Origin of the sequence: Streptomyces sp. NPDC008125 (genome assembly GCF_042957125.1) — a bacterium.
GTDB lineage: Bacteria > Actinomycetota > Actinomycetes > Streptomycetales > Streptomycetaceae > Streptomyces.
The window spans coordinates 23,023-42,926 of sequence record NZ_JBIBHR010000013.1 but is presented as its reverse complement, the minus strand read 5'-3'; the positions used below and the strand labels follow the sequence as shown (position 1 = coordinate 42,926).

7 protein-coding genes are annotated in these 19,904 nt (G+C 72.8%); 4 read left to right on the top strand and 3 right to left on the bottom strand.

Features of this window, described 5'->3' with window-relative positions; translation table 11 throughout:
- Positions 1-217 precede the first annotated feature (217 nt).
- Both ACFZAX_RS22380 and ACFZAX_RS22375 read left to right on the top strand, forming a co-directional pair.
- Positions 218-1,225, top strand: a complete 1,008-nt coding sequence (locus ACFZAX_RS22380; protein ID WP_390963674.1) for a LuxR family transcriptional regulator — start codon at positions 218-220, stop codon at positions 1,223-1,225.
- A gap of 117 nt (positions 1,226-1,342) precedes the next feature.
- Positions 1,343-2,290 carry a helix-turn-helix domain-containing protein gene (locus ACFZAX_RS22375; RefSeq protein WP_390963673.1) on the top strand — a complete coding sequence of 316 codons (948 nt, stop codon included), beginning with the start codon at positions 1,343-1,345 and terminating at the stop codon, positions 2,288-2,290.
- 91 nt (positions 2,291-2,381) lie between these two features.
- On the opposite strand, the gene ACFZAX_RS22370 is transcribed toward ACFZAX_RS22375, so the two are convergent.
- Both ACFZAX_RS22370 and ACFZAX_RS22365 read right to left on the bottom strand, forming a co-directional pair.
- Complete coding sequence (locus tag ACFZAX_RS22370) at positions 2,382-6,059, bottom strand: S8 family serine peptidase (RefSeq protein ID WP_390963672.1); 3,678 nt, start codon at positions 6,057-6,059, stop codon at positions 2,382-2,384.
- Between the two features lie 187 nt (positions 6,060-6,246).
- The gene (locus ACFZAX_RS22365) at positions 6,247-9,981 is read right to left on the bottom strand and encodes a S8 family serine peptidase (protein ID WP_390963670.1); all 3,735 of its coding nucleotides are present in this window, start codon (positions 9,979-9,981) and stop codon (positions 6,247-6,249) included.
- Positions 9,982-10,209: 228 nt separating this feature from the next.
- Between ACFZAX_RS22365 and ACFZAX_RS22360 the strand changes: the two genes are divergently transcribed.
- The gene (locus tag ACFZAX_RS22360) at positions 10,210-11,100 is read left to right on the top strand and encodes a helix-turn-helix transcriptional regulator (protein WP_390963669.1); all 891 of its coding nucleotides are present in this window, start codon (positions 10,210-10,212) and stop codon (positions 11,098-11,100) included.
- 33 nt (positions 11,101-11,133) lie between these two features.
- Here ACFZAX_RS22360 and ACFZAX_RS22355 read toward each other — a convergent pair whose 3' ends face one another.
- Positions 11,134-15,264: a S8 family serine peptidase gene (locus ACFZAX_RS22355; protein WP_390963667.1), complete on the bottom strand. Its 4,131-nt coding sequence runs from the start codon at positions 15,262-15,264 to the stop codon at positions 11,134-11,136.
- A gap of 316 nt (positions 15,265-15,580) precedes the next feature.
- Here ACFZAX_RS22355 and ACFZAX_RS22350 point away from each other — a divergent pair, with 316 nt between their 5' ends.
- Positions 15,581-19,852 (top strand): S8 family serine peptidase, encoded by a 4,272-nt coding sequence (locus ACFZAX_RS22350; RefSeq protein ID WP_390963665.1) that lies wholly within the window; start codon positions 15,581-15,583, stop codon positions 19,850-19,852.
- Positions 19,853-19,904: the final 52 nt, after the last annotated feature.

Genomic DNA, 19,904 nt, shown 5'->3' with positions numbered 1-19,904 from the left:
AGTAACGGCGACGGACTAGCGTCCGGGGTCCGTCGCCGTTCCCGGGAGAGCGCCTCCGCACATCGGCGCGGACCGTCGTACCGGGCTCTGCCGACGGGCCCTGCGGCGACGGTCCGCGTGGCGGAGCCGTCGGCTCGCGCCTGCCCCCGCGCCGGACGGCACGACAAGCGCGACGGCCGATCACGAGCGGCCGGTGAAGTCAGGATGTGATCAAGGCATGGAGCAGACACGGGATCTGTGGCGGTCCCTGGGTCTCGGTGACGACGAACTCGCCGTCTACGAGGTGCTGCTGGGAACGCCACACCACGAGGACCGGGTGGAGATCGCCCGGAGTCTCGGCATGACGCGGCGTCGACTCGACGCGGCTCTGACCCGGTTGAAGGTCTGCGGCTTCGTCCGCTCCAGCTCGGCCGGCGGCTCGCTGCCCGTCGCGGTCAACCCCACCACCGCCATCCGCAACCAGATCCACCTGCGCCGCGCACAACTCCTCGACGCCTCCTCGGAACTGGAGGTGCTCACCGCTTCGGTCGACCGCCTGGCCGCCGAGGTGCTGGGTCGGGCCGCACCGCCCCGGGGCGCGGGCATCGAGACGGTGAGGGGCCAACAGGCCATATCCGACAGGGTGAGTGCCCTTCTCACCTGCGCACAGACCGAGGTCAGCCTGCTCGACCGGCCGCCCTACGCCAGGAGCGCACCGGACGGTGTGCCGGCCCCGCTGGCGGTCGGCGATCTCGTCCGGCGTGGTGTGCGGGTGCGTGTGGTGGTGGACCGCGCGGGCCTGGAATTCCCCGGGCGTGCCCGCGGGCTCGGCGAACTGGCGGAGCAGGGGGTGGAGATACGCGTGGCGCCGGATCTGCCGACCAAACTCATCACCGTGGACCGCCAGGTCACCCTCCTCCCCCCGAACGACGTCGCCGACCCCTCCCAGGCGGCCGTGGTGGCCACCGACTCTCTCCTGAGCAACGCCCTGGTGCCCCTGTTCGAGGAGATCTGGGAGCGCGCTCTGCCGATCGGGGCCGGTGGCACGGACGCCGTCACCGACGAGGACGGCGAGCTGCTGACGATGCTGGCCGCCGGGCTGAAGGACGAGGCCATCGCCAGACGTCTGGACCTGCATGTGCACACGGTCCGTCGCAGGATCAGCCGCCTGATGGCGAGTCTGAGCGCCGAGACCCGTTTTCAGGCGGGCATCCAAGCGGCGCGCAGGGGCCGTCTGAGCTCCTGATCCCGTGCCGATGCGCTTTCCGGGGCGTCGGTCCCGGTCACGGGCCGACGCGGCGACGTGCGGCGCTTTGGTCCCTGAGGTTCGGCGCGTGGAAGAAGAGCGGAATCGGGAGCTGCGGTGGGCCTGGAGGATCTCGGACTCGAAGCGGACGAGAACGCCGTCTACGAGGTGTTGGTGGAGCGTCCCTCGTCGGGATATGCAGAGCTGGCCGAAGCGGTCGCGCTGCCGACGCGGCGGATCGGCGCCGCACTGCGCACCCTGGTGGACCGGGGGCTGGTCGTACGGGCGGCCGACGGCCCGCGCTGGACGGCGGCTCCTCCCGCCGTGGCACTCGGCGCCGAACTCGCGGCGCAGCGCGAACGCCTTCACCGTGCCGAACTCACCGTCGCACGGTTCGCGGAGACCTACCGTCTGGCGACGGCCGATCCGACCCAGCGCGATCTCGTGGAGATCGTCGAGGGCACCGCCGCGATCCGCGCGCGCTACCTCCAGCTCCAGCTCTCCGCCCGCAGTTCCCTCGACATCTTCTCCGCGGGCGCGCCGGAGGCCGTCGTCCCGGAGGACAGCCGGGAGGTGACGGCCCTCTCCCGGGACGTGCGGGTGCGGGCCGTCATCGACCAGGGGTTCCTGGGCGAGGAGGGTGCGGCGGTCCACGTGGCGCAGTCCCTCGCCGACGGCGTCCACGTGCGTACCGTCGCCGAGGTCCCCTACAAGCTGATCCTCTGCGACCGGGCCGTGGCGATGCTGCCGCTGCGCGGAAGGGATGCCGGTGTCGACCCGGCCGTCGTGCTGCGCGGTGGACTCGCACACGTGGCCCGGGAGCTGTTCGACCAGGTGTGGGAGCGTGCCCGTCCCTACGGGGAGCTGCCGCACGCGGACATCGACACGGTCGACGCGCACATCCTGCGGCTGCTCTTCGCGGGCCTCACGGACACGGCCGTCGCCGGTCAGCTGGGGATGTCGGTGCGGACGGTGCAGCGCAGGCTCCAGGCGCTCATGACGAGGGCCGACGCGACCACGCGGCTCCAGCTGGGCTGGCACGCCAGGGACAGGGGCTGGGTGTGACGGAGGCGGGGCGGTCCGGCGTGCCGAGCCACCCGCGCCTCTGTCATACCTGACCCCCGTCGTTCCTCTCCCCCGGTCGGCGCCCTCCCGGTCAGCGCAGAGTGAGCGCCCTGATGACGTCCTGCTGGACCGAAAGCCCGCCGGGCGCGGTGGCACCGGCGCGCAGAGACACCGACCCGGCGTGGCGCGGCGTGCGCAGCGTCGTCGTCCACCGGCCGTCGCCGGCCCGCTTCAGCTTCGCGTCCTGCCAGGTCGCTCCGTCGTCGTAGGACACCTGGAGGGTTGCCGCGTCCGCCGTCACGTCACCGGGGAACGTGGCCGCGTGCAGGCCGATGCCGAGTTTCTTGCCGGCCCGTGCCGAGCCCTGCAGGTCGGTGTCGACGTCGTAGCCGAGGTCGAGCAGGGGCAGGTTGGCGCGTGCCGCCGGAACGGCCGGCAACGGCTGGTAGTCGAACCCCCACGTGGTGTTCGTGGCTGTCGACGTGGTCCAGGCCGAGCCGGTGCGTGCCCCGGTCGCCACCAGCCGGTACGCGCCCCGGGTCAGGTTGTACGCCCTGCCCGAGCGGGAGTTGGACGCCGCTACCTGGGTGTCGCCGCGCAGCAGCGCGGTCCTGGCGGTTCCGCCGAACCCGGTGTGTCCGTCGTCGCCGCCCGAGAGCATCGGGATGTTCCACTGGAGCGTGTTGGAGCTGGTGAAGTAGGTGGCGTAGTCCTGACCGGGCCGCGGAGCCTGGACCGGCTTGAACCATGCCCCGTCGTAGGAACGCCCGGGCGCGTAGGGGGCCGAGTGGCCGCTTTCGCGGTAGCCGGCCGCGTCGCCCAGGCCCTCGTGCTGTTCCCACCAGGTACCGAGCTTCTCCGTCTGCGGGGTGACGTACTCGGTGACGGTGCGGCCGTAGCGCTCGTACGAGTCCCCGCCCAGGGCAGGGCCCCACGCGGGAACGAAGTAGCGTCCGCCGAAGCCGAGGGTGCCCGGCGCCGCGTAGAAGCTGTTCTCCACCCGGGCGAGGTCCTTGTCGCGGGGCGCGTAGCGGAGGGCCTGCGCCGAGATGCGGCCGTCGAACTTCTGCACCATGTCGTAGGTGTAGTCGGGGTACTGCCGCTGCGTCACCTTCAGTGTGCCGCGTCCCGACCGTGCCTCGGCGATCAGCCGGGCGCCGGCCGCGTGACCCACCGAGGCGACGGTGACGTCACCGCCGCCGCTGTAGCTCTGGTACAGCTTCCCCGCCGTGTCGTTGACGACGAGCAGCATCGCCGCCCCGGCGTCGGCCGCGGCCTGTGCTCGTGCGCTCGCCGTGACCGCGTCGCCGCGGTCGATCACGACGGCCTTGCCCCGGGCGTCGAGCCCGGCGTAGTCGGCTGCCGCGCCCCGGCCCGCGTACACCGTCCGCAGGGTTGTGGTGCCGTCGTGGAAGGTGGTGTTGGGCTGGGCGGTCAGGGTGACGTCCTGTCCGCTCCCGGTGCGCGCGTCGAGCGTCTTCTGCCGCATCCGCCAGTGCAGGAAGGCGTCCTGCGAACCGTCGGTGACCTTCTCCGTCGGCGTCAGGTAGACGGAGTCGTACGCGGCCGGCAGCATCATCGACGTGGTCCAGTCGTGGTCCGCCGGATCGGCGTAGTCCCGCGAGAGGCCGAAGACCGCCGTGGTGGTCTCGCTCTCCCGCTGCGGGGCCGCGTACGCCTTGCGCGCCGTGCTCGCGTCGAGCGTGGACGTCGCCCGCGGGTGGGCCGCGTCGAGCCGGACCTCGGGTGCCAGCAGCAACGCCTTGCCGAGGGAGTCGGGGTCGTCGCCGGGGATGTCCGCGTACGACGAGACGGAGTAGCGGCCCGGCGGGAGACGCAGCGTCCGCTCACCGGCGACGTCGAGGTACGCGGGCTCCGTCGCGGCGGGGTCGTGGAGGGCGACGGTGTCCCTGACCGGGTTCCCTTCGCGGTCGCTCACCTTGATCGTGTAGTCGTACATCTCCCGCTCCTTGAACAGAGCGAAGCCGGTGTGCGCGACCACGGCGCCGGTGGCGACGTCGGTGGCGGCGACCTGGCCGGAGAAGGTGGTGCCCGCGGCGGCCTTCGACGGGTCGAGCGTGAGGGTGACCTCGGCGGTGCCGTTCGCCGCGACCTTCACCCTCGGGGCCGACAGGGTGTAGGCGTCGTCGTCGGTGCCCGTGGTGAGGTCGAGCGTCACGTCGGTGTCGCCGTCGTTGCGGTAGGCGATCGTACGGACGGCCTGCTTCGCGTCGGCGTTCGGCCAGTCGTAGGCGGCGGCCGCCACCGAACCGGTCGCCTCGACCGTGGCGTCCACGGCGGCTGCGGCGTCGACCCGGCCGGTGCCCGCCTCGTACGGTGTCGGCCGGGTGCGGGCGGAGGTGGTCATCAGCGCGTTCTTGATGCGCTCACCGCTCCAGTCCGGGTGACGCTGCTTCAGGATCGCGGCGACGCCGGAGACCAGCGGGGTGGCCATCGACGTACCGCTCATGGTCCGGTACAGGCCGCCGGTCCAGCCGGGCACCGACTGGGAGGCGGCGGCGGTGACGTCCACGCCGGGCGCGGAGACGTCCGGCTTCAGCGCGTGGCTGACGGAGAGCGGGCCCTGGCTGGAGAAGTCGGCCCGCTGGTCGTTCCCGTCGACGGCGGCAACGGTGAGCGCGGCGGCCGCGGCCCCCGGTGCGCCGATGGTGCCCGGGTCGTAGGCGTTGCCCGCGGCGATCACGTACAGCGGACCGCCGTCGGCCGACAGCGCGTCGACCGCCTGCGACATGGGGTCGTCTCCGTCGGACGGGTCGCTGGAGCCCAGGCTCATCGACACGATGTCGGCGCCCCGCTCCTTGGCCCACTCCATACCCGCGATCGCGTCGGAGTCGTTGCCCGAGCCCGAGTTGCCGAGCACCTTGCCGACGAGCAGGCGTGCGCCCGGCGCAGCGCCCCTCTCCTTGCCGTCGGAGGCGGCGCCGGTACCCGCGATGGTGGACGCGACGTGGGTTCCGTGGCCGTGGCCGTCGTCCACGGCCTGACCGGCGACGAAGCTCTTGGACTCCTCGATCCGGCCCACGAGGTCGGGGTGGTCGAGGTCGGCGCCGGTGTCGAGCACCGCGACCTTCACGCCCTGCCCGTCGTAGCCCTGCTGCCAGGCTTCGTTCGCCTTGATCTGTGCGGTGTCGTCGGCGAGCGAGGCTTCCACCCGCGCGTCGAGCCACAGCTTGCCGATGCCGTCGTCCAGTGCGCGCGGAGCCTCGCCGGGGGCGATGTCCTGCCAGAAGGTGCGGGCTTCGTCCTTGTCGGTGCGCAGGGCGGACGCGTCGATCGAGGCGAGTGTGCGGACCTTCGTGGCGCCTTCGGGCGCCGCCGGGGGCCGTGCGGAACGGCTCTGCTCCGAGGCCGTCGCGATCAGCGGTACGGAGTCCTGGCGGGCGTCGTCGTACCCCATCGCGACCAGCTCGGTGACGTCGAAGAGGCGCGGGTCCAGCTTGTCCGCGGCCAGCAGCGGCATCGCCCGGGTCGGCACCACGTACGTGTGGTCGCCCCGGGTCTCCACCCGCACGCCGCTGTCCGCGTCGGCGGGGTCGACCGTCACGACGTCCCGGGCGCCGGGCAGGTCGGTGTAGTGGACGACGTCACCCGTGACCAGGGTGATGTCGTACGCCTTGCCCGGGAGGCTGCTCGCCGGGGTGGCCTGGACGGGGGCCGCCGTCGCGGCCGACACCCCCGTCCATCCGGTGAGCGCCATGGTCAGCGCGGTGGCAGCCGGCAGGAACCGGCGGGTGGTTATCGATCTCATGGACGGATTCAACCGGCGGAACAGCGCCCCGACGTCGAATGTTCATGTCGTCTTACCGACATGGCGGAAGTCGGACATCGCCGCTCCCCGCCGACGGGCGGTCCGGGCGAGGCGCGGGAGGCGGCCGGACCGCCGGCCCGGTCCGGCCGTCCGCGGGTGCGGAGCCGGACCGGGCCAACGCCCGTTGTCAGCGAACCTCGTACGCCCGGACGGTGCTCTGACTCACCGTCGCTCCCTCCGTGTCCGCGAGGGTCACGCGCAGGTGGACGAACGCTCCTGCCGGTATGCCCGCCGGGATCTCGCCCTGCCACGCCCCGTGGGCGCGCTCGACGTCCGCCGGGTGCCAGTCCGTGACGGCGTCCACGGTGGCCTCGGTGCCGTACGCGTACTCCAGGCGTACGTCGTCCAGCGCGACCGTGCCGCTCACGCCGTCGAGGACGGCGCTCAGGCCGACGGTCGTCGCCTCGCCCGCGGGCCGTGTGTTGCGCAGGTCCGACGGGACGTCCACGACCGGGACCAGCAGTCGCTGTGCGCCCTGCGAGGCGGCGCTCGACGGGAACGTCCACTCCGTGGCGTACGCGAGCCCCAGGCGGTCGGCCACGGAGGCGGGCCGACGCCAGGTCTGCCGGAACGTCACCTCCGCATCGCCCTGCGGGAGCGTGAAGATGCCCGCGGTCGATGCCTGGGGCTCCCCGTCCACGAGGAGTTGGCGGGTTCCGTAGTCGCTGTACCCGCCGGTGTTGTCGTGCCCGCCCGCGTCGCCGAAGGGTGCGAGGACGAAGGTGAGGCGGTCACTGTTGCGGGTCGTGAGCGCCCGGTCGTAGGTGTTGCGGACCGGGCCGTAGGGCGTCTTGTACCACTGGGCCGTGGTCCGCCCCCGGCCGACGGTGTGCGGGCCGTCGTAGCCGGTGCTGGTGTACGGGCCGAGGTCGCGGCGCATCAGGGTCGTCCAGGTGAGGCCCTCGTCGCCGGACGGGGTGAAGAACTCGGTGCGCTGCTGCGGCGCGCGCAGCGGCAGCGTCGTGCCGCCCGCCCAGACCGAGCCGATGCCGGGCAGACCCACCTGCGTGTCCGACCAGTACGTCGTGTCCGCGGCGCTCTGCACGTGGTAACGGGCGTCGGTCCGGGCGAGGGCGGAATCGTGGACGCGGATCCTGCCCGGTCGTATCGAACCCCGCGAGAGGGAGGCGAGGTTGTAGACGTACGGGCTCCGCGCCGTCGCGGTACCGGACCAGGAGACCGTGGCCGTGCCGTGCTCGGCCTCCGCCTTGACGGCGAGGGCGTCGGCCCAGGTGATGGTGGCCTGCGGGACACCCTCCGATCCGGTGACCTGGAAGCGGCCCTGGCTGTCGGGGACGGCAGCGAGCACTCCGGCCGCTCCGGCGCGGGCCGCGGCCGCCGCCCAGGTGTAGCCGTTGCCCCCGCCCGTACCGGCGTCCACCAGGGCGATCTTCCCGGTCAGGTCGTGGGCGGCGAAGTTGGCTTCCGTGCCCTTGCCGACGGGGACGACCTCGGCCGTTCCCGCACCGTCGAACTCGGTGGCCTTCTGGACCGGCAGCGGGTCCAGGGTGCGTCCGCCGCCGGTGGTGAAGCCGGCCTGCGGGGCGGTCTGTCGCGCCGCGGCCAGGAAGGTGAGGCCGGGCGCGTGGCCGACCCGCTGTGCGTAGACGCCCTTCACGTAACTGGGGACCGAGGTCAGGTAGCCCGCCTCGATCCGCCCGCTGTCGTCGAGGCCGACGGCAAGTCCCATCGCGAAGCCGTTCGCCCGGCTGGGCCGGTCGGTGCTCCAGGAGATCTCCTGCGCGTCGCGCGCGTCCAGCGTGACCGTGGTGTCGCCGGAGACCGTCACGGCCGGGTCGTAGAGCTGGGAGACGGAGGCGACGCTGCCGATGTCGCCGGGCTCGTCCCGCGTCATGATCATGCCGCTCAGGGAGTACGCGCCCAGGGGCACCCGGATGGTGGTGCTGCCCGGCTGCGGATAGCCGAGGGTGTACCGCCTCGCCGTGTCCCGGTGGGTGTCGAACAACTGGAACGCGGACGGTGTGACCGTCGGGTCGCCGTGCCGGTCGAGGCCCTCGACCGTGAGGTCGGCCGACGGCTCCTCCATGTGCGCGCCGAACGGGACGGTGACCCGGACGCCGTGCGCTCCCACGGCGACGAGACGGCCGGTGACCGTGCCGTAGTCGCCCGCGTCGAGGCGCGCGCCGGGGTCGATGCGGAGCGCGACGTCGGCGGAACCGTTCGCGGGCACGGTGACCGTGCGCCGGACGGGCGAGGCGAACCCCGACAGCCGGGAACCGTCGTCGCCGCGAACGTCCCGGACGGTGAGGGCGAGGACGACGTCCCTGCCGGTGACGTTCGTCAGGGTGACCGGCTCGTCCACGGGGGCAAGGCCGGACTGCGGGTACGCGAAGTCCCCCAGAAGCGGCGCGGGTTCGGCGACCACGGGCTGCGTCACCGCCCGGGCCACGTCCATCGGTCCCGCACCCTGCTCCAGGACGGGCACGCCGGTGGTGGCGGCGGACGAGGTCAGCAGCGCCTTCACCCGGGCCGGGGTGGCGCGGGGATACCGCTGGAACAGCAGGGCGGCGCCTCCCGCCACGTGCGGGGTCGCCATCGAGGTGCCGGACATCTCCTGGTACGCCAGGTCTCCGCGCCCGCCCGCCCGTGCGGCGACGACCTCGACGCCCTGGGAGGCGAGGTCGGGCTTGGCGGTCCTGCCGTCCACGGACGGGCCGCGGCTGGAGAAGGAGGCCGTCCGGTCCTTCCGGTCCAGTGCGCCCACGGTCAGCGCGCTCGGGGCGCAGCCGGGGGTCGACACGGTGCCGTGCAGCGAGGCGTTGCCGGCGGCGATGACGAACAGCGCCTGCCCGCTGAGGCGTTCCACCGCGTCGACGTCGGGGCCGCTGCAGTCAGCCGAGCCGTCGGCGCCCAGCGACATGGAGACGACCTGGGCGCCCTCCGCGACGGCCCACTCCATGCCGGCGACGATGCCGCTGAGGGTGCCGGAGCCGTCGTCGCCGAGGACCTTGCCGACGAGCAGCTCCGCTCCGGGCGCCATGCCGGCGTACTTTCCGTGCGAGGCGGCCCCGGTGCCCGCGATGGTCGAGGCGGTGTGGGTGCCGTGTCCGGTACGGTCCTGCGCGTCCGCGCCGGTGACGAAGACCTTGGTCTCCGAGATGCGTCCGGCGAGGTCGGGGTGGGCGGCGTCGACGCCGGTGTCGAGGACGGCGACCTTGACGCCGGTGCCGTCGAGTCCGGCGCGACGGGCGGCTGTCGCCCCGGTGAGCGGCACGGTCGGGCTGCCGAGGCCGGTGACCGCGCTGCCGTGCACCTTGGCGTCGAGCCAGATCTTGCGCACACCGCCGGTGGCGGCCCGGGGCCGTCCGCCGGCGGACTTCGGTACGAGGCCCGGCCAGGCGGCCCGGGCGGACTTCTTGTCGACGGCGAGTCCGGCGCCGCCGATCGAGTCCAGGCCGGCGGTGGTCCGGACGCCCGGGACGGAACTGCGGGGCGCGCGCCCGCCTTCGTACTCGACGACGACGGGGACGGTCTCGGAGTGGGCGTCGTCGTATCCGTCGGTGATGAGTTTGCCGATGTCGAAGAGCGCGGGGTCGACCAGTCCGGCGTCCACCAGCTCTTCGACGCCCTGCGGGAACACGTAGGTGCTCTCGCCGTCCTGCCAGGTGGCGGCGGGATGGTCGGTGGCGTCGGCGGTGCGCGGCGCCGCCGAGAGGACACGGCCGCGTGCGTCGACACGGGCGTCGACCACGTCGCCGGTGACGAGCGTGACGGTCCGGGTGGCCGCTGCCGCATCGGCGGCCAAGGGAGTACCGGTGTAAGCAGGTTCGACGGCGGATGCGGCGTGGGTGCCCACGGCCAGCAGGGCAACGGACAGGAGCCCGAGGGCTGTTTGCCGCACAGGGGTATTTCTGCGTCTCACAGGTGTTCTCCAGAGGGACGTGAGGTGATGCGTCGATGGGAAGAACAGACTGGCCAACACGGTTGCCCCGTAGGGAAGATGGAGGTGGCGGGCCGTCGCCATGACGTGTTTCCGACAGTCGGTGGAGGACAGCGGGGGCCGCCGCGTCGGCCTGGTGGCGAGCGAGGGTGAAGTGACAGCGGGTCGTGGTGTGACGACACTGGTGCCATGTCGTCCGATCTTGGAACATCACCCCGGCAGCCGCTCGCCCCGGCCTCGGCCGCCTCGGAGCGCGCCCTCGACACGGCGCGGGAGGCTGATTCCCTGCGCTCACGGTTCGCCGGCCTCCGGACGGAGCTGCGTGACGCGGACGCCGCGCTGACCCAGCTCCTCGCGGCCTGGCGGCCGGGCGGAGGCGCGACGGAGGAGTTCGTCGTGGTGTGGGAGGGCCGCGAGGCCCAGGCCCGCCGGTTGCTGGAGCTGGAGTACGGGGCGCGTACGTCGCTGCTGGTCTTCCAGTCGGGCGCCAACACGGTCGCTCCCGTCCCGACGACACTGCTCGACGACGACGGGCTGCCGGACGCGACGGCGGAGGATTCGGACGACCCGCCCCAGCCGGCCCACGAGCCCGCCGGGGAGCCGGCGCGCAAGGACGGAAACCCCGATGTCTCCTACCGTGTGGTCGTCGACCGGGCGTTCCTGTCCGAGCCGGCGGCCGTCCGCGCGCTCGACGAACGCGTATCGGCGGGGAACGAGGTGCGGGTGGTCGACCAGCCCCTGCTCAAGCTGGTCGTCGCGGACGGGGAGACGGCGATGGTCCAGCTCGACCAGGGGCGTTCGCTGGAACTGCGGCCGCCTCTGGTGCTGCTGGCCACCGAACTCTTCGAGTCGGTCTGGCGGCGCTCGCGTCCCTATCTCCGTGAGGACGGCGACCTCAGCCCCACGGACCGCAGAATTCTCCAGCTGATGCTCTCCGGGCTGACGGACACGGCGACGGCCCATCAACTGGGCGCGTCGCCGCGGACGATCCAGCGGCGGGTGCGCGCCCTGATGGACGTGGCCGCCGTCTCCTCGCGTGTGCAGCTGGGCTGGTACGCGATGCGCAACAACTGGGTGTGACGGCGGGAGCGCCCCCGGCGCTCCCGCCGACGGTCACATCCGGCCCACGTAGAACTCCAGGGTCCGGCCGTGCAGCCGTTTCACCGGGTCGGCCCAGTGGTCGGCGGTGCTGTTCTGCGCCAGGTAGTTCTGGACGACCCAGCCCAGGTCCCGCGCGTCGACCGTGCCGTCGTGGTCGATGTCGGCGGACCGTTCGGCGGTGCCGCGGGCCGCGTAGACGGCGGCGGCGTCCCGGACGTCGATGACGTCGTCGCCGTTGACGTCGCCCGCGACGAGGGTGGCGTCGGACGCGGCGCTGGTGCCGGCCGTGCCGAAGTCGCCGTGCGCGGCCAGGTCGACGTCCTGGTACCAGGTGAAGTGGCCGGGCACGGAGACCTCGAACCGGTAGGGCGCGCCCGCCGGTTCGAGCCCGGAGGCAGCCATCCGGGCGGCGGCGTCGGCGTTCAGGGTGTGCCGGGTGCCGTCCGGCGCGGTGAGCGTCGCCCGGAAGCCGTCGGCGCTGTAGTCGCGGCCGGTGTCGTACGCGTAGTTCTTGGTGAGCAGGGCCTCCGCGGCGGGGCGTGCGTTGAAGGTGGACGTGGGGTTCAGCATGCGTACGGAGCCGTAGAACTGGATGTTCAGCGGCACCTTGGTGCCCGAGGTGTCGGTCGCGGAGGTGGTGCCGGTGCTCAGGCCCGCCGAGGCCGTCCAGGTGTTGCCGGTGACCTCGTAGGTGACCTTGAGCAGCGGCATGGAGTCCGCGTCCAGGCCCTCGGGGTCGGCGACGTCGAAGGCCACGGTGCGGTAGGAGGACGCTCCGGCGGAGACGTCGGCCGTGGTGCGGATGTCCGACGGTTGGTGGGCGGCGAGTTCACTGGTCGGCTCGACGGCGAGCAGTTTCAGGTTGCCCGCGTGGTAGCGGATCTGCGTGGAGAAGCTCTTCCAGTGCTTCAGGTCGTGCGCGGTGAACGTGTACGTGACCTTGTCGCCCGCGCGGGCGGATGCCGCGCTCGCGTCGCCGACGACGTAGGGCACGCCCTCCTTGATGGTGTTCAGGACGCGGACGTCGCCGATGTTGCCCGCCGCGTCGGTGGGCCACAGCTTGAACATCGCGGTGGGCGGACCGGCGCTGTACGGCAGCCGGGCGTCGACGGTGCCGTCCGCGCCGACTCCGGTGTGTCCGGTGGGCGCGTTGTAGTTGGCGTAGGAGTAGTAGAGGACGTTGTCGTCCTGTCCGATGTCGAGTCCGGAGGCGCGGATCGCTGCCGTCTGGTCGTCGACGAGCTTACCGGTGACGGGGAACGACGTGTCGGCCGCCGGGTGTTCGACGACGGTGGGGTGGGCGGGGTTCCACGTGCCGTACGCGTCCTCGTAGGTGGGGACGGTGGAGTCGACGTAGACGTCGCGCAGTTCGGTGTCGGTGCCGCCGTCGGCGTCGGTGCCGACGATCCGCAGCTTGTAGGCGCCGTCCTTCATCCAGCGGCCCCGCGGGTCGATCGGGGTCGCCTTGTCGCCGGTCAGCGGGAAGTACCAGGCACCGACGGTGGCGGGGCCGTAGAGGACGCCCTCGGTCAGTCCGACGGTGTTGATGCCGCCGACGTAGCCGATGTCCTTGCCCTGCTTGTCGGTGAGGAAGATGTCGATGCTGCGGAGCTGTCCGGCCATCTTCAGGTTGAAGGTGGCCGCGCCGCCGCCGACGGCGCCGTCCGGTGAGTTCTGCCCGGTCGAGAGGACCGACTTGGTCATGTCTATCTCCTCGAACCCGGACTTCGCGAGCCGCATGCCGAACGGGACGCGCAGACTGTGCGTCTGCGTCCCGCGCGCGGGCGTCAGGGTGAGGTAGCCCTCGTAGTACCCGGCGGGCGCGTCGGCGGGGACGTGCAGCGTGGTGCGTACGGTGGCCTTGCCGCGGGCGCCGACGCTCACCGTGTCGTCGGTGCTGAGCGTGACGTGGGCGGCGGCTGCGTCCTGGGACGTTCCGGAGCCTCGGGTGAATACGGTGCTCACCCGGTAAGTGCCCGGGCGGGCAGCGTCGTTGACCAGGCGCAGGGTGTGCCCGGCGTCGGTCCTGCGGCCGAGCGGCAGGACGCCGAGGTCCAGGGCGCCGGTGCGGTGGCCGAGCTGGGTCTCCGCGCCTTCGAGCGTCAGGTAGGGGGTGTCGCCCTCGACCTGGAGCGCCGCGGTGGTGTGCACCGCGGCGTACGGGTCGACGGCTCCGGCGCCGGCCTCGAAGACGCTGACGTCACCGGGCATCGGGGCCGCGGTGTTCATCAGGGCCGTCTTGACGTCGTCGGGGGTGAGGCCCGGATCGTGCTGGAGGAGGAGGGCGGCGGTTCCGGCGACGTAGGGGCTCGCCATCGAGGTGCCGCTGAGGCGGGCGTAGGCGTACGTGTAGTCGCCGCCGGCCGGGTCGACGATGTCGGCGGGCACGGAGGACAGGACACTCACGCCCGGCGCGGTGACCTCGGGCTTGATGTCCCCGGTGCCGTAGACGGGGCCGCGCGAGCTGAAGTCGGCCAGGCCTCCGCCGCCGAGGCGGAAGGTGCCCGCGGCTGCGAACGACACCTCGGTGTTGAGGCCCGCGGCGGCCAGGGCCGCTCCGTCGGCGGCGGTCACCGAGAACGCCGGGACGTAGGAAGCCGCCTCACCTATGTAGAACGGGATGTGTCCCTCGTCGGCGTTGTCGTTGACGAGGAGGACGGCCGCGGCGCCCATGCTCCGCGCGCGCCGCACCTTCTCGTCGAGGCTGATCGCACCGCGTTTCACCAGGACGGCCCTGCCGGTGACGTCCTTGCCGGTGTAGCCGGCCGCCGTGCCGGTGCCGACGTCCGCCACGGGACGCGGCCGGTCGGCCAGCCGGTCGAGGGCGTCGCCGTAGGGCTGGGCCAGCAGCCGGACCCCGGCCGTGGTCCCGCCCGTGCTCACCGTGTAGGCGGGCAGGGTCAGCGGCTCGTCGTGGGCGCCGACGGTCAGTGGCAGGGCCGCCGCGCCCGGCGTGCCGAGCGTGCCGGCGGCCGGGCCGCTGTTGCCGGCGGCGATGACGGTGGTCACCCCGGCGAGGACGAGGTTGTCGGCGGCGACGGCCTGCGGGCTCAGCGGGTCGTTGAGCGCGGCGCCGAGCGACATGTTGACGACGTCCATGCCGTCGGACGCGGCCCTGTCCATCGCGGCGAGGATGTCGCTGGTGTTGCCGGTGCCGTAGGGGCCGAGCACGCGGTACGCGTGGATCTCGGCGCCGGGCGCCACACCGTGCGCGGCGCGCGCCTCGGCGGGGTCGCCCTGCCCGGCGATGATGCCGGCGACGTGGGTGCCGTGCTCGGTGTAGTACGTCGATCCGGCGTTCGTCTCCGCCTGGCCGGAGGCCTTCCAGTCGGCGTACGTGGTCTCCATCGGGTCGTCGTCGCCGTCGACGAAGTCGTAGCCGCCGGCGTAGACCGCCTTCAGATCGGGGTGGTGGTAGTCGATCCCGGTGTCGATGACGCCGATCTTCACGCCCTTGCCGGTGACGCCTTCCAAGTGGAGGCGGTCCACGCCGTCCGCCGGTTCCGGCGCGTCCGGTGCCGGGGCGGTGGCGGGGGCGCCGGTGGCCGCGCCCCCGGTGAGTGCCTTGACCTCGGTGTCGGGCCAGACCGCCGCGACCTCGTCGTGGTCGAGCAGTTCGCCGACGCGGTCGCCCGGCAGGGTCAGACTGACGCCGTCGAAGCTCCGGGTGTAACTGCGCTGCACCCGCGCGGCGACGGCGCCCTTGCCGGCGCTCCGGCCCGCCGGGTCCGATGCGTCGGCCACCGCGTCGGAGAACATGGTGTCGAGGGTGGCGCGGAAGGTGTCGTGCGCCTTGCCGACGGCGCCGCGGGCGTCCGCGTCGCTGAGCGTGCGGCCGTCGGCGGCGGCGAGCAGGCGGGCGGTCCGGGCGGGCGGCGTACGCAACTGCACGATCACGTCGACGGGTTTGCCGGAGCCGAGGGCCGCCTCGTCGGTGACGTGCAGGCCGCCGATGTCCAGCGAGGCCATCCGGTGCAGTGCCTGGATCTCCTGCTCGTCCAGGCCCGTGAGGACGTCGCCCGCGCTCACCGGGGCCTTCGGGGCGGGTGTCGCGGCCTGCGCCGTGACCATGGCGGTCAGGGTGGCGAGCACCGTGGCAGCGGCGACCGCGGCGAGGCGCGCGCGTCTGGGTACGTGTGTCATGTTCCTGCTCCTCTCCGGACGGATCGTGCCGTCGGGTGCCCTGCCGTGGGACGCCGGCAGTCGTCCGAGCATGGGCGTACGGCTGACCGGCACGGAAGCGCGGAAGGTGGCGGGATTACGACGTGTCGTCAAAACGCCAGTTCACTCGTGGTGTTCGACGCCCTCACCCCCAAGCGTGCGACGACCGCTCCGGCCCATCGCGGGTGGCGCGTGTCGTCTTCACGCCGTGTCGCAGTCCCGCCAGCGGCTCGCGCCGCTCCCGGCAACGCGGGGTCGGTATACGTGGCGTGAACTCCCGTCCACCGAAGGGGAAAACATGCCACCGACCGTCCCCCGGCGCCGACGCCGGCTCACCGCCGCCGCCCTCGCCGCAGGCCTGACCGGTTCACTGCTCGGGCTCTCGACCCTGCCGGCCCGGGCGGCCGAAGTGCCGCATCCGCTGGGTGCCGCCGTGCCCCACACCGCCAAGGAGGCACCCCGGTCCGGGGACGACAAACTGGGCGCGCACGACCGGGCGTTGCTCCAGACGGCCGAGAGCAAAAAGCGGAAGACCGTCACCGTCCTACTCGCCACGGACGAGGGCGACACCGCGAAACTCCGCGCGAAGGTCACCGAACTCGGCGGCCACACGGGCACGTTCGACGACGGTCTCGGTTACGTGCGCGCCACCGTACCCACCGACGAAGTGGCCCGGCTGACCGCACTCTCCTCCGTCCGCGCCGTCGACCTCAGCGAGACCTTCGAGCTTCCCGACCCCTCACCGGTCGACGCCGGGGACGCCGAGGCCGCCCGGGGCGCGGGTTCCGGCAGCGGTCCCGCCGCTCCGGGCCGGCTCACCCCCGCCGACAACCCCTACCTGCCGACCGGGGAGACCGGAGCCACGGACTTCACGGCGTCCCACCCCGCGTGGGACGGCCGGGGCGTGACCGTCGGCATCCTCGACACCGGTGTGGACGTCTCCCATCCGGCGCTGCGGACCACCACCACGGGCGTGCCGAAGATCAAGGACTGGGTGACGGCGACCGACCCGGTCGGCGACGGCGACCCGACGTGGCTGGAGATGCGGCTGAAGGTCACCGCGGTGGACGGGGGCTTCCGGTACGGCGGGGTGGACTGGAAGGCCCCGGACGGAGCCTACGAGTTCGCGGTGTTCGACGAGTCGAAGACCTGGGGCAGCGAGCTCGCCGGTGACGTCAACCGTGACGGCGACACCAAGGACTCCTTCGGCGTCCTGTACCGCGAGTCGGACCACACCGTGCGGGTGGACTCCGGCCTCGACCACGTCTTCGGCGACGACGACGTCGTCGAGCCGTACGCGGAGAGCGGGAAGTGGGCCGTTTTCGGGACCGACGACCCCGCCACCGCGGTGAGCGAGTCGATGCCCTTCACGGTCGAACACCGCGACGACGTCGACCTGTCGGCGCGCGGCGGCACGAGCACCGGCAAGACCGCCGACTTCGTGAACATCGGCATCGTCTCCGGTGCGCACGGCACCCATGTCGCCGGGATCGCGACCGGCAACGGCCTGTTCGGCGGGCGGATGGACGGCGCGGCACCGGGGGCGCAGGTCGTGTCGGAACGCGTCTGCCTGTTCGCCTCCGGCTGTACGTCGTACGCGCTCGCCGAAGGGATGATCGACGTCGTCGTCGACAAGGGGGCCGACGTGGTCAACCTGTCGATCGGCGGTCTGCCCGCGCTCAACGACGGGACCAACGTCCGTGCCGTGCTGTACAACCGGCTGATCGACGAGTACGGGGTGGAGATCGTCTCGTCGGCGGGGAACGACGGACCGGGCATGAACACGGTCTCCGACCCGTCCGTCGCCGACCGGGTGATCTCGGTGGGCGCTTCGGTCAGCAAGGACACCTGGTGGGCCGATTACGGCTCGCGTGTGTCCGCGGGCCAGGGCCTGTTCCCGTTCTCGGCGCGCGGTCCGCGCGAGGACGGCGGGATGAAGCCCGAGATCGTCGCACCGGGCGCGGCCGTGTCGTCCGTACCGACCTGGATGCCCGGGGAGAGCGTCCCGCAGACCGGTTACGCGCTCCCCGCCGGGTACGCCATGTACAACGGCACGTCCATGTCCTCGCCGCAGGCCGCGGGCGCCGCCGCTCTGCTGCTCTCGGCCGCGTACGGCTCCGGTGTGAAGGTGACGCCCGAGGCGCTGCGTACCGCGCTGACCGGCTCGGCCCGCTTCCTGGACGACACGCCCGCGTACGCGCAGGGTGCCGGCCTGATCTCGGTGCCGGACGCCTGGAAGCTGCTGGCGAAAAAGGTCCGGCCGACCTCCTACGCCGTCGAGGCTCCGGTGTGCGGGGTGCTCGCCTCGCGGCTGGCCACCCCGAAGTCCGGCTCCGGTGTGTACAACCGCTGTGCCCCGGGCGACGGCGGCCAGACCCTCGGCCGTCCCCGCGACTACGAGATCCGGCTGACCCGTACCGGCTCCGGGAGCGGTACGGCGACGCTGTCGTGGGTGGGCGACGACGGTACGTTCGACGCCCCGCGCTCGGTCCGCCTGACCGAGGGCCGCGCGTCCGTCGTCACCGTCCGCGCGCACGCCCGGTCGGTCGGAGCGCACTCGGCGCTGCTGCGCGTGGACGACCCGGCCACGCCCGGTGTCGACCGGCTCGTACCGGTCACCGTCGTCGTCGCGGCCGAGCCCGCGAAGCCGTCGTACGCGGTGTCGGACCGGGGGTCCGTCGACCGCAACGCGACCCGGTCGGTGTTCGTGTCCGTGCCCGAGGGGGCGGCCTCGCTCAAGGCCGGCCTGAGCGGGATCGCCGACGGGAGCCAGACCCGGTTCCTCGCGATCGACCCGCAGGGCATGCCGGCGGAGGACACGGTGGCGGCCCGCTGCTACACGGACTACTCGGACACCGAAGACTGCGACCCGGCCTCACGCGTCTACGAGCACCCGATGGCGGGGGTGTGGGAGTTCGAGGTGGACGCACGGCGTACCTCTCCGGTCCTGGAGAACCCGTTCCGGCTGGCCGCCACCGTGCTCGGCGCCGGGTTCGACGCTCCGTCGTCCGTGATCGCCGAGGCCGCGCTGCACGCCCCGGCGGAGAAGTCCTTCACCGTCGTCAACCGGTTCGCCCCGGTGACCGCGCACCCCGTCGGCGGTTCCCTCGGGGCGCTGTCCGAGGCGACCCCGACCCTCGGTGACCAGCAGATGACCGGCAAGACCCTGACGGTGCCGCGCGACGCGACCCGCCTGGAGGTGTCGATGGGCAACGCCTCCGACCCGGACGCCGACCTGGACCTGTACCTGCTCACCCAGTCCGGCGCGGTCGTGGCCTCGTCGGCCAACGGCGGTGCGCGCGAGTCCCTGACGATCGACGACCCGAAGCCTGGGTTCTACCTGCTCTACATCGCGGGGACCGACGTACCCTCCGGCAGCACCACCTTCGACATCCAGGACACCGTGTTCTCCGCGTCGCTCGGCTCGGTGACGGTGGACGGCGGACCGGTGCACCTGCGCTCCGGCCAGTCGGCGAAGGTCGCCGGCCGGCTGGTCCCGGACGTGGTTCCGCCGGCCGGCAAGCGCCTGGTCGGCCGGTTCTCACTGGCCACGGACGAGGGCACCACGCTGGGCAGCGCCGATGTACTGCTGGGCAAGGTGACCCAGCCACAGGCCGAGGTCACCGGTTCGTTCGGTCCGGCGATCGGCTTGAGCCTGGACGACGCGGGCCGGGTGGCGGGTTCTCAGCAGGTGTCCGGCAGAAGCCGGCCGATCCGCTGGGACCCGGAGAGCGGAATCACGCTCCTCGAACAGGCGGACGCCCATGACGGCCACGTCCTGGCCCAGAGCCCGTCGGGTGATTACGCCGCCGGTCAGCTGACCCTCCCGGACGGCACCCGGGGTGCCGTCTGGTCGCCGGACGGGAAACTCACCACCCTGCCCCTGCCGGACTGGGAGGCGTACAGCTTCGACCGGGCCTACGCCGTCAACGACGCGGGGTCCGTGGTCGGCAACGCCACCGGCTACCTGAAGGACCCGGCGACCGGCCGCAGCCTCCAGGTGAACGACCCGTTCGTGTGGACGGCGCAGGACGGCTTCCGCAGGCTGCCGCACCTGACCGCCAGCCGCACGCAGACCGAGCCGCTCGCGCTCAACGGCGCCGGTGTGGTGGTCGGGCACTCCGCCAAGGACGGCGCGCGGCGCGCCGTCCGGTGGGACGCCGACGGAACCATCACCGACCTGGGCGTCCTGCCGGGCATGACCGACAGCTACGCCCGGTCCGTCAACGCCACCGGGACGATCGTCGGCACCAGCGGCGACGACGCGTTCGTCCTGAAGCCGGGCGGCACGATGACCCGCCTGCCCGACTTCGGGTACGACGCCCACGCGCTCGGCGTGAACGACGCGGGCTGGATCACCGGCACCGCGGAGGTCGAGCCGGACTCCACCACTGCCGTGGTGTGGGACCCCGAGGGCCGCATGTACGACCTGGGCGCGATGGTCGACCGCTCCCACTGGGCCCCCTTGGAGGGGATCGCCATCAACAACCGCGGTCAGGTGGCGTTCTACGCGATGGACGTTACGGGCGGAGGTTCGACGAAGATCGTCGTGGCCGGTCTGCCCGTCTGACGTCGAGGCCGGTCCGCCCGCCTGACGACCGGTTCGCCCGGGGAGCCGCCCG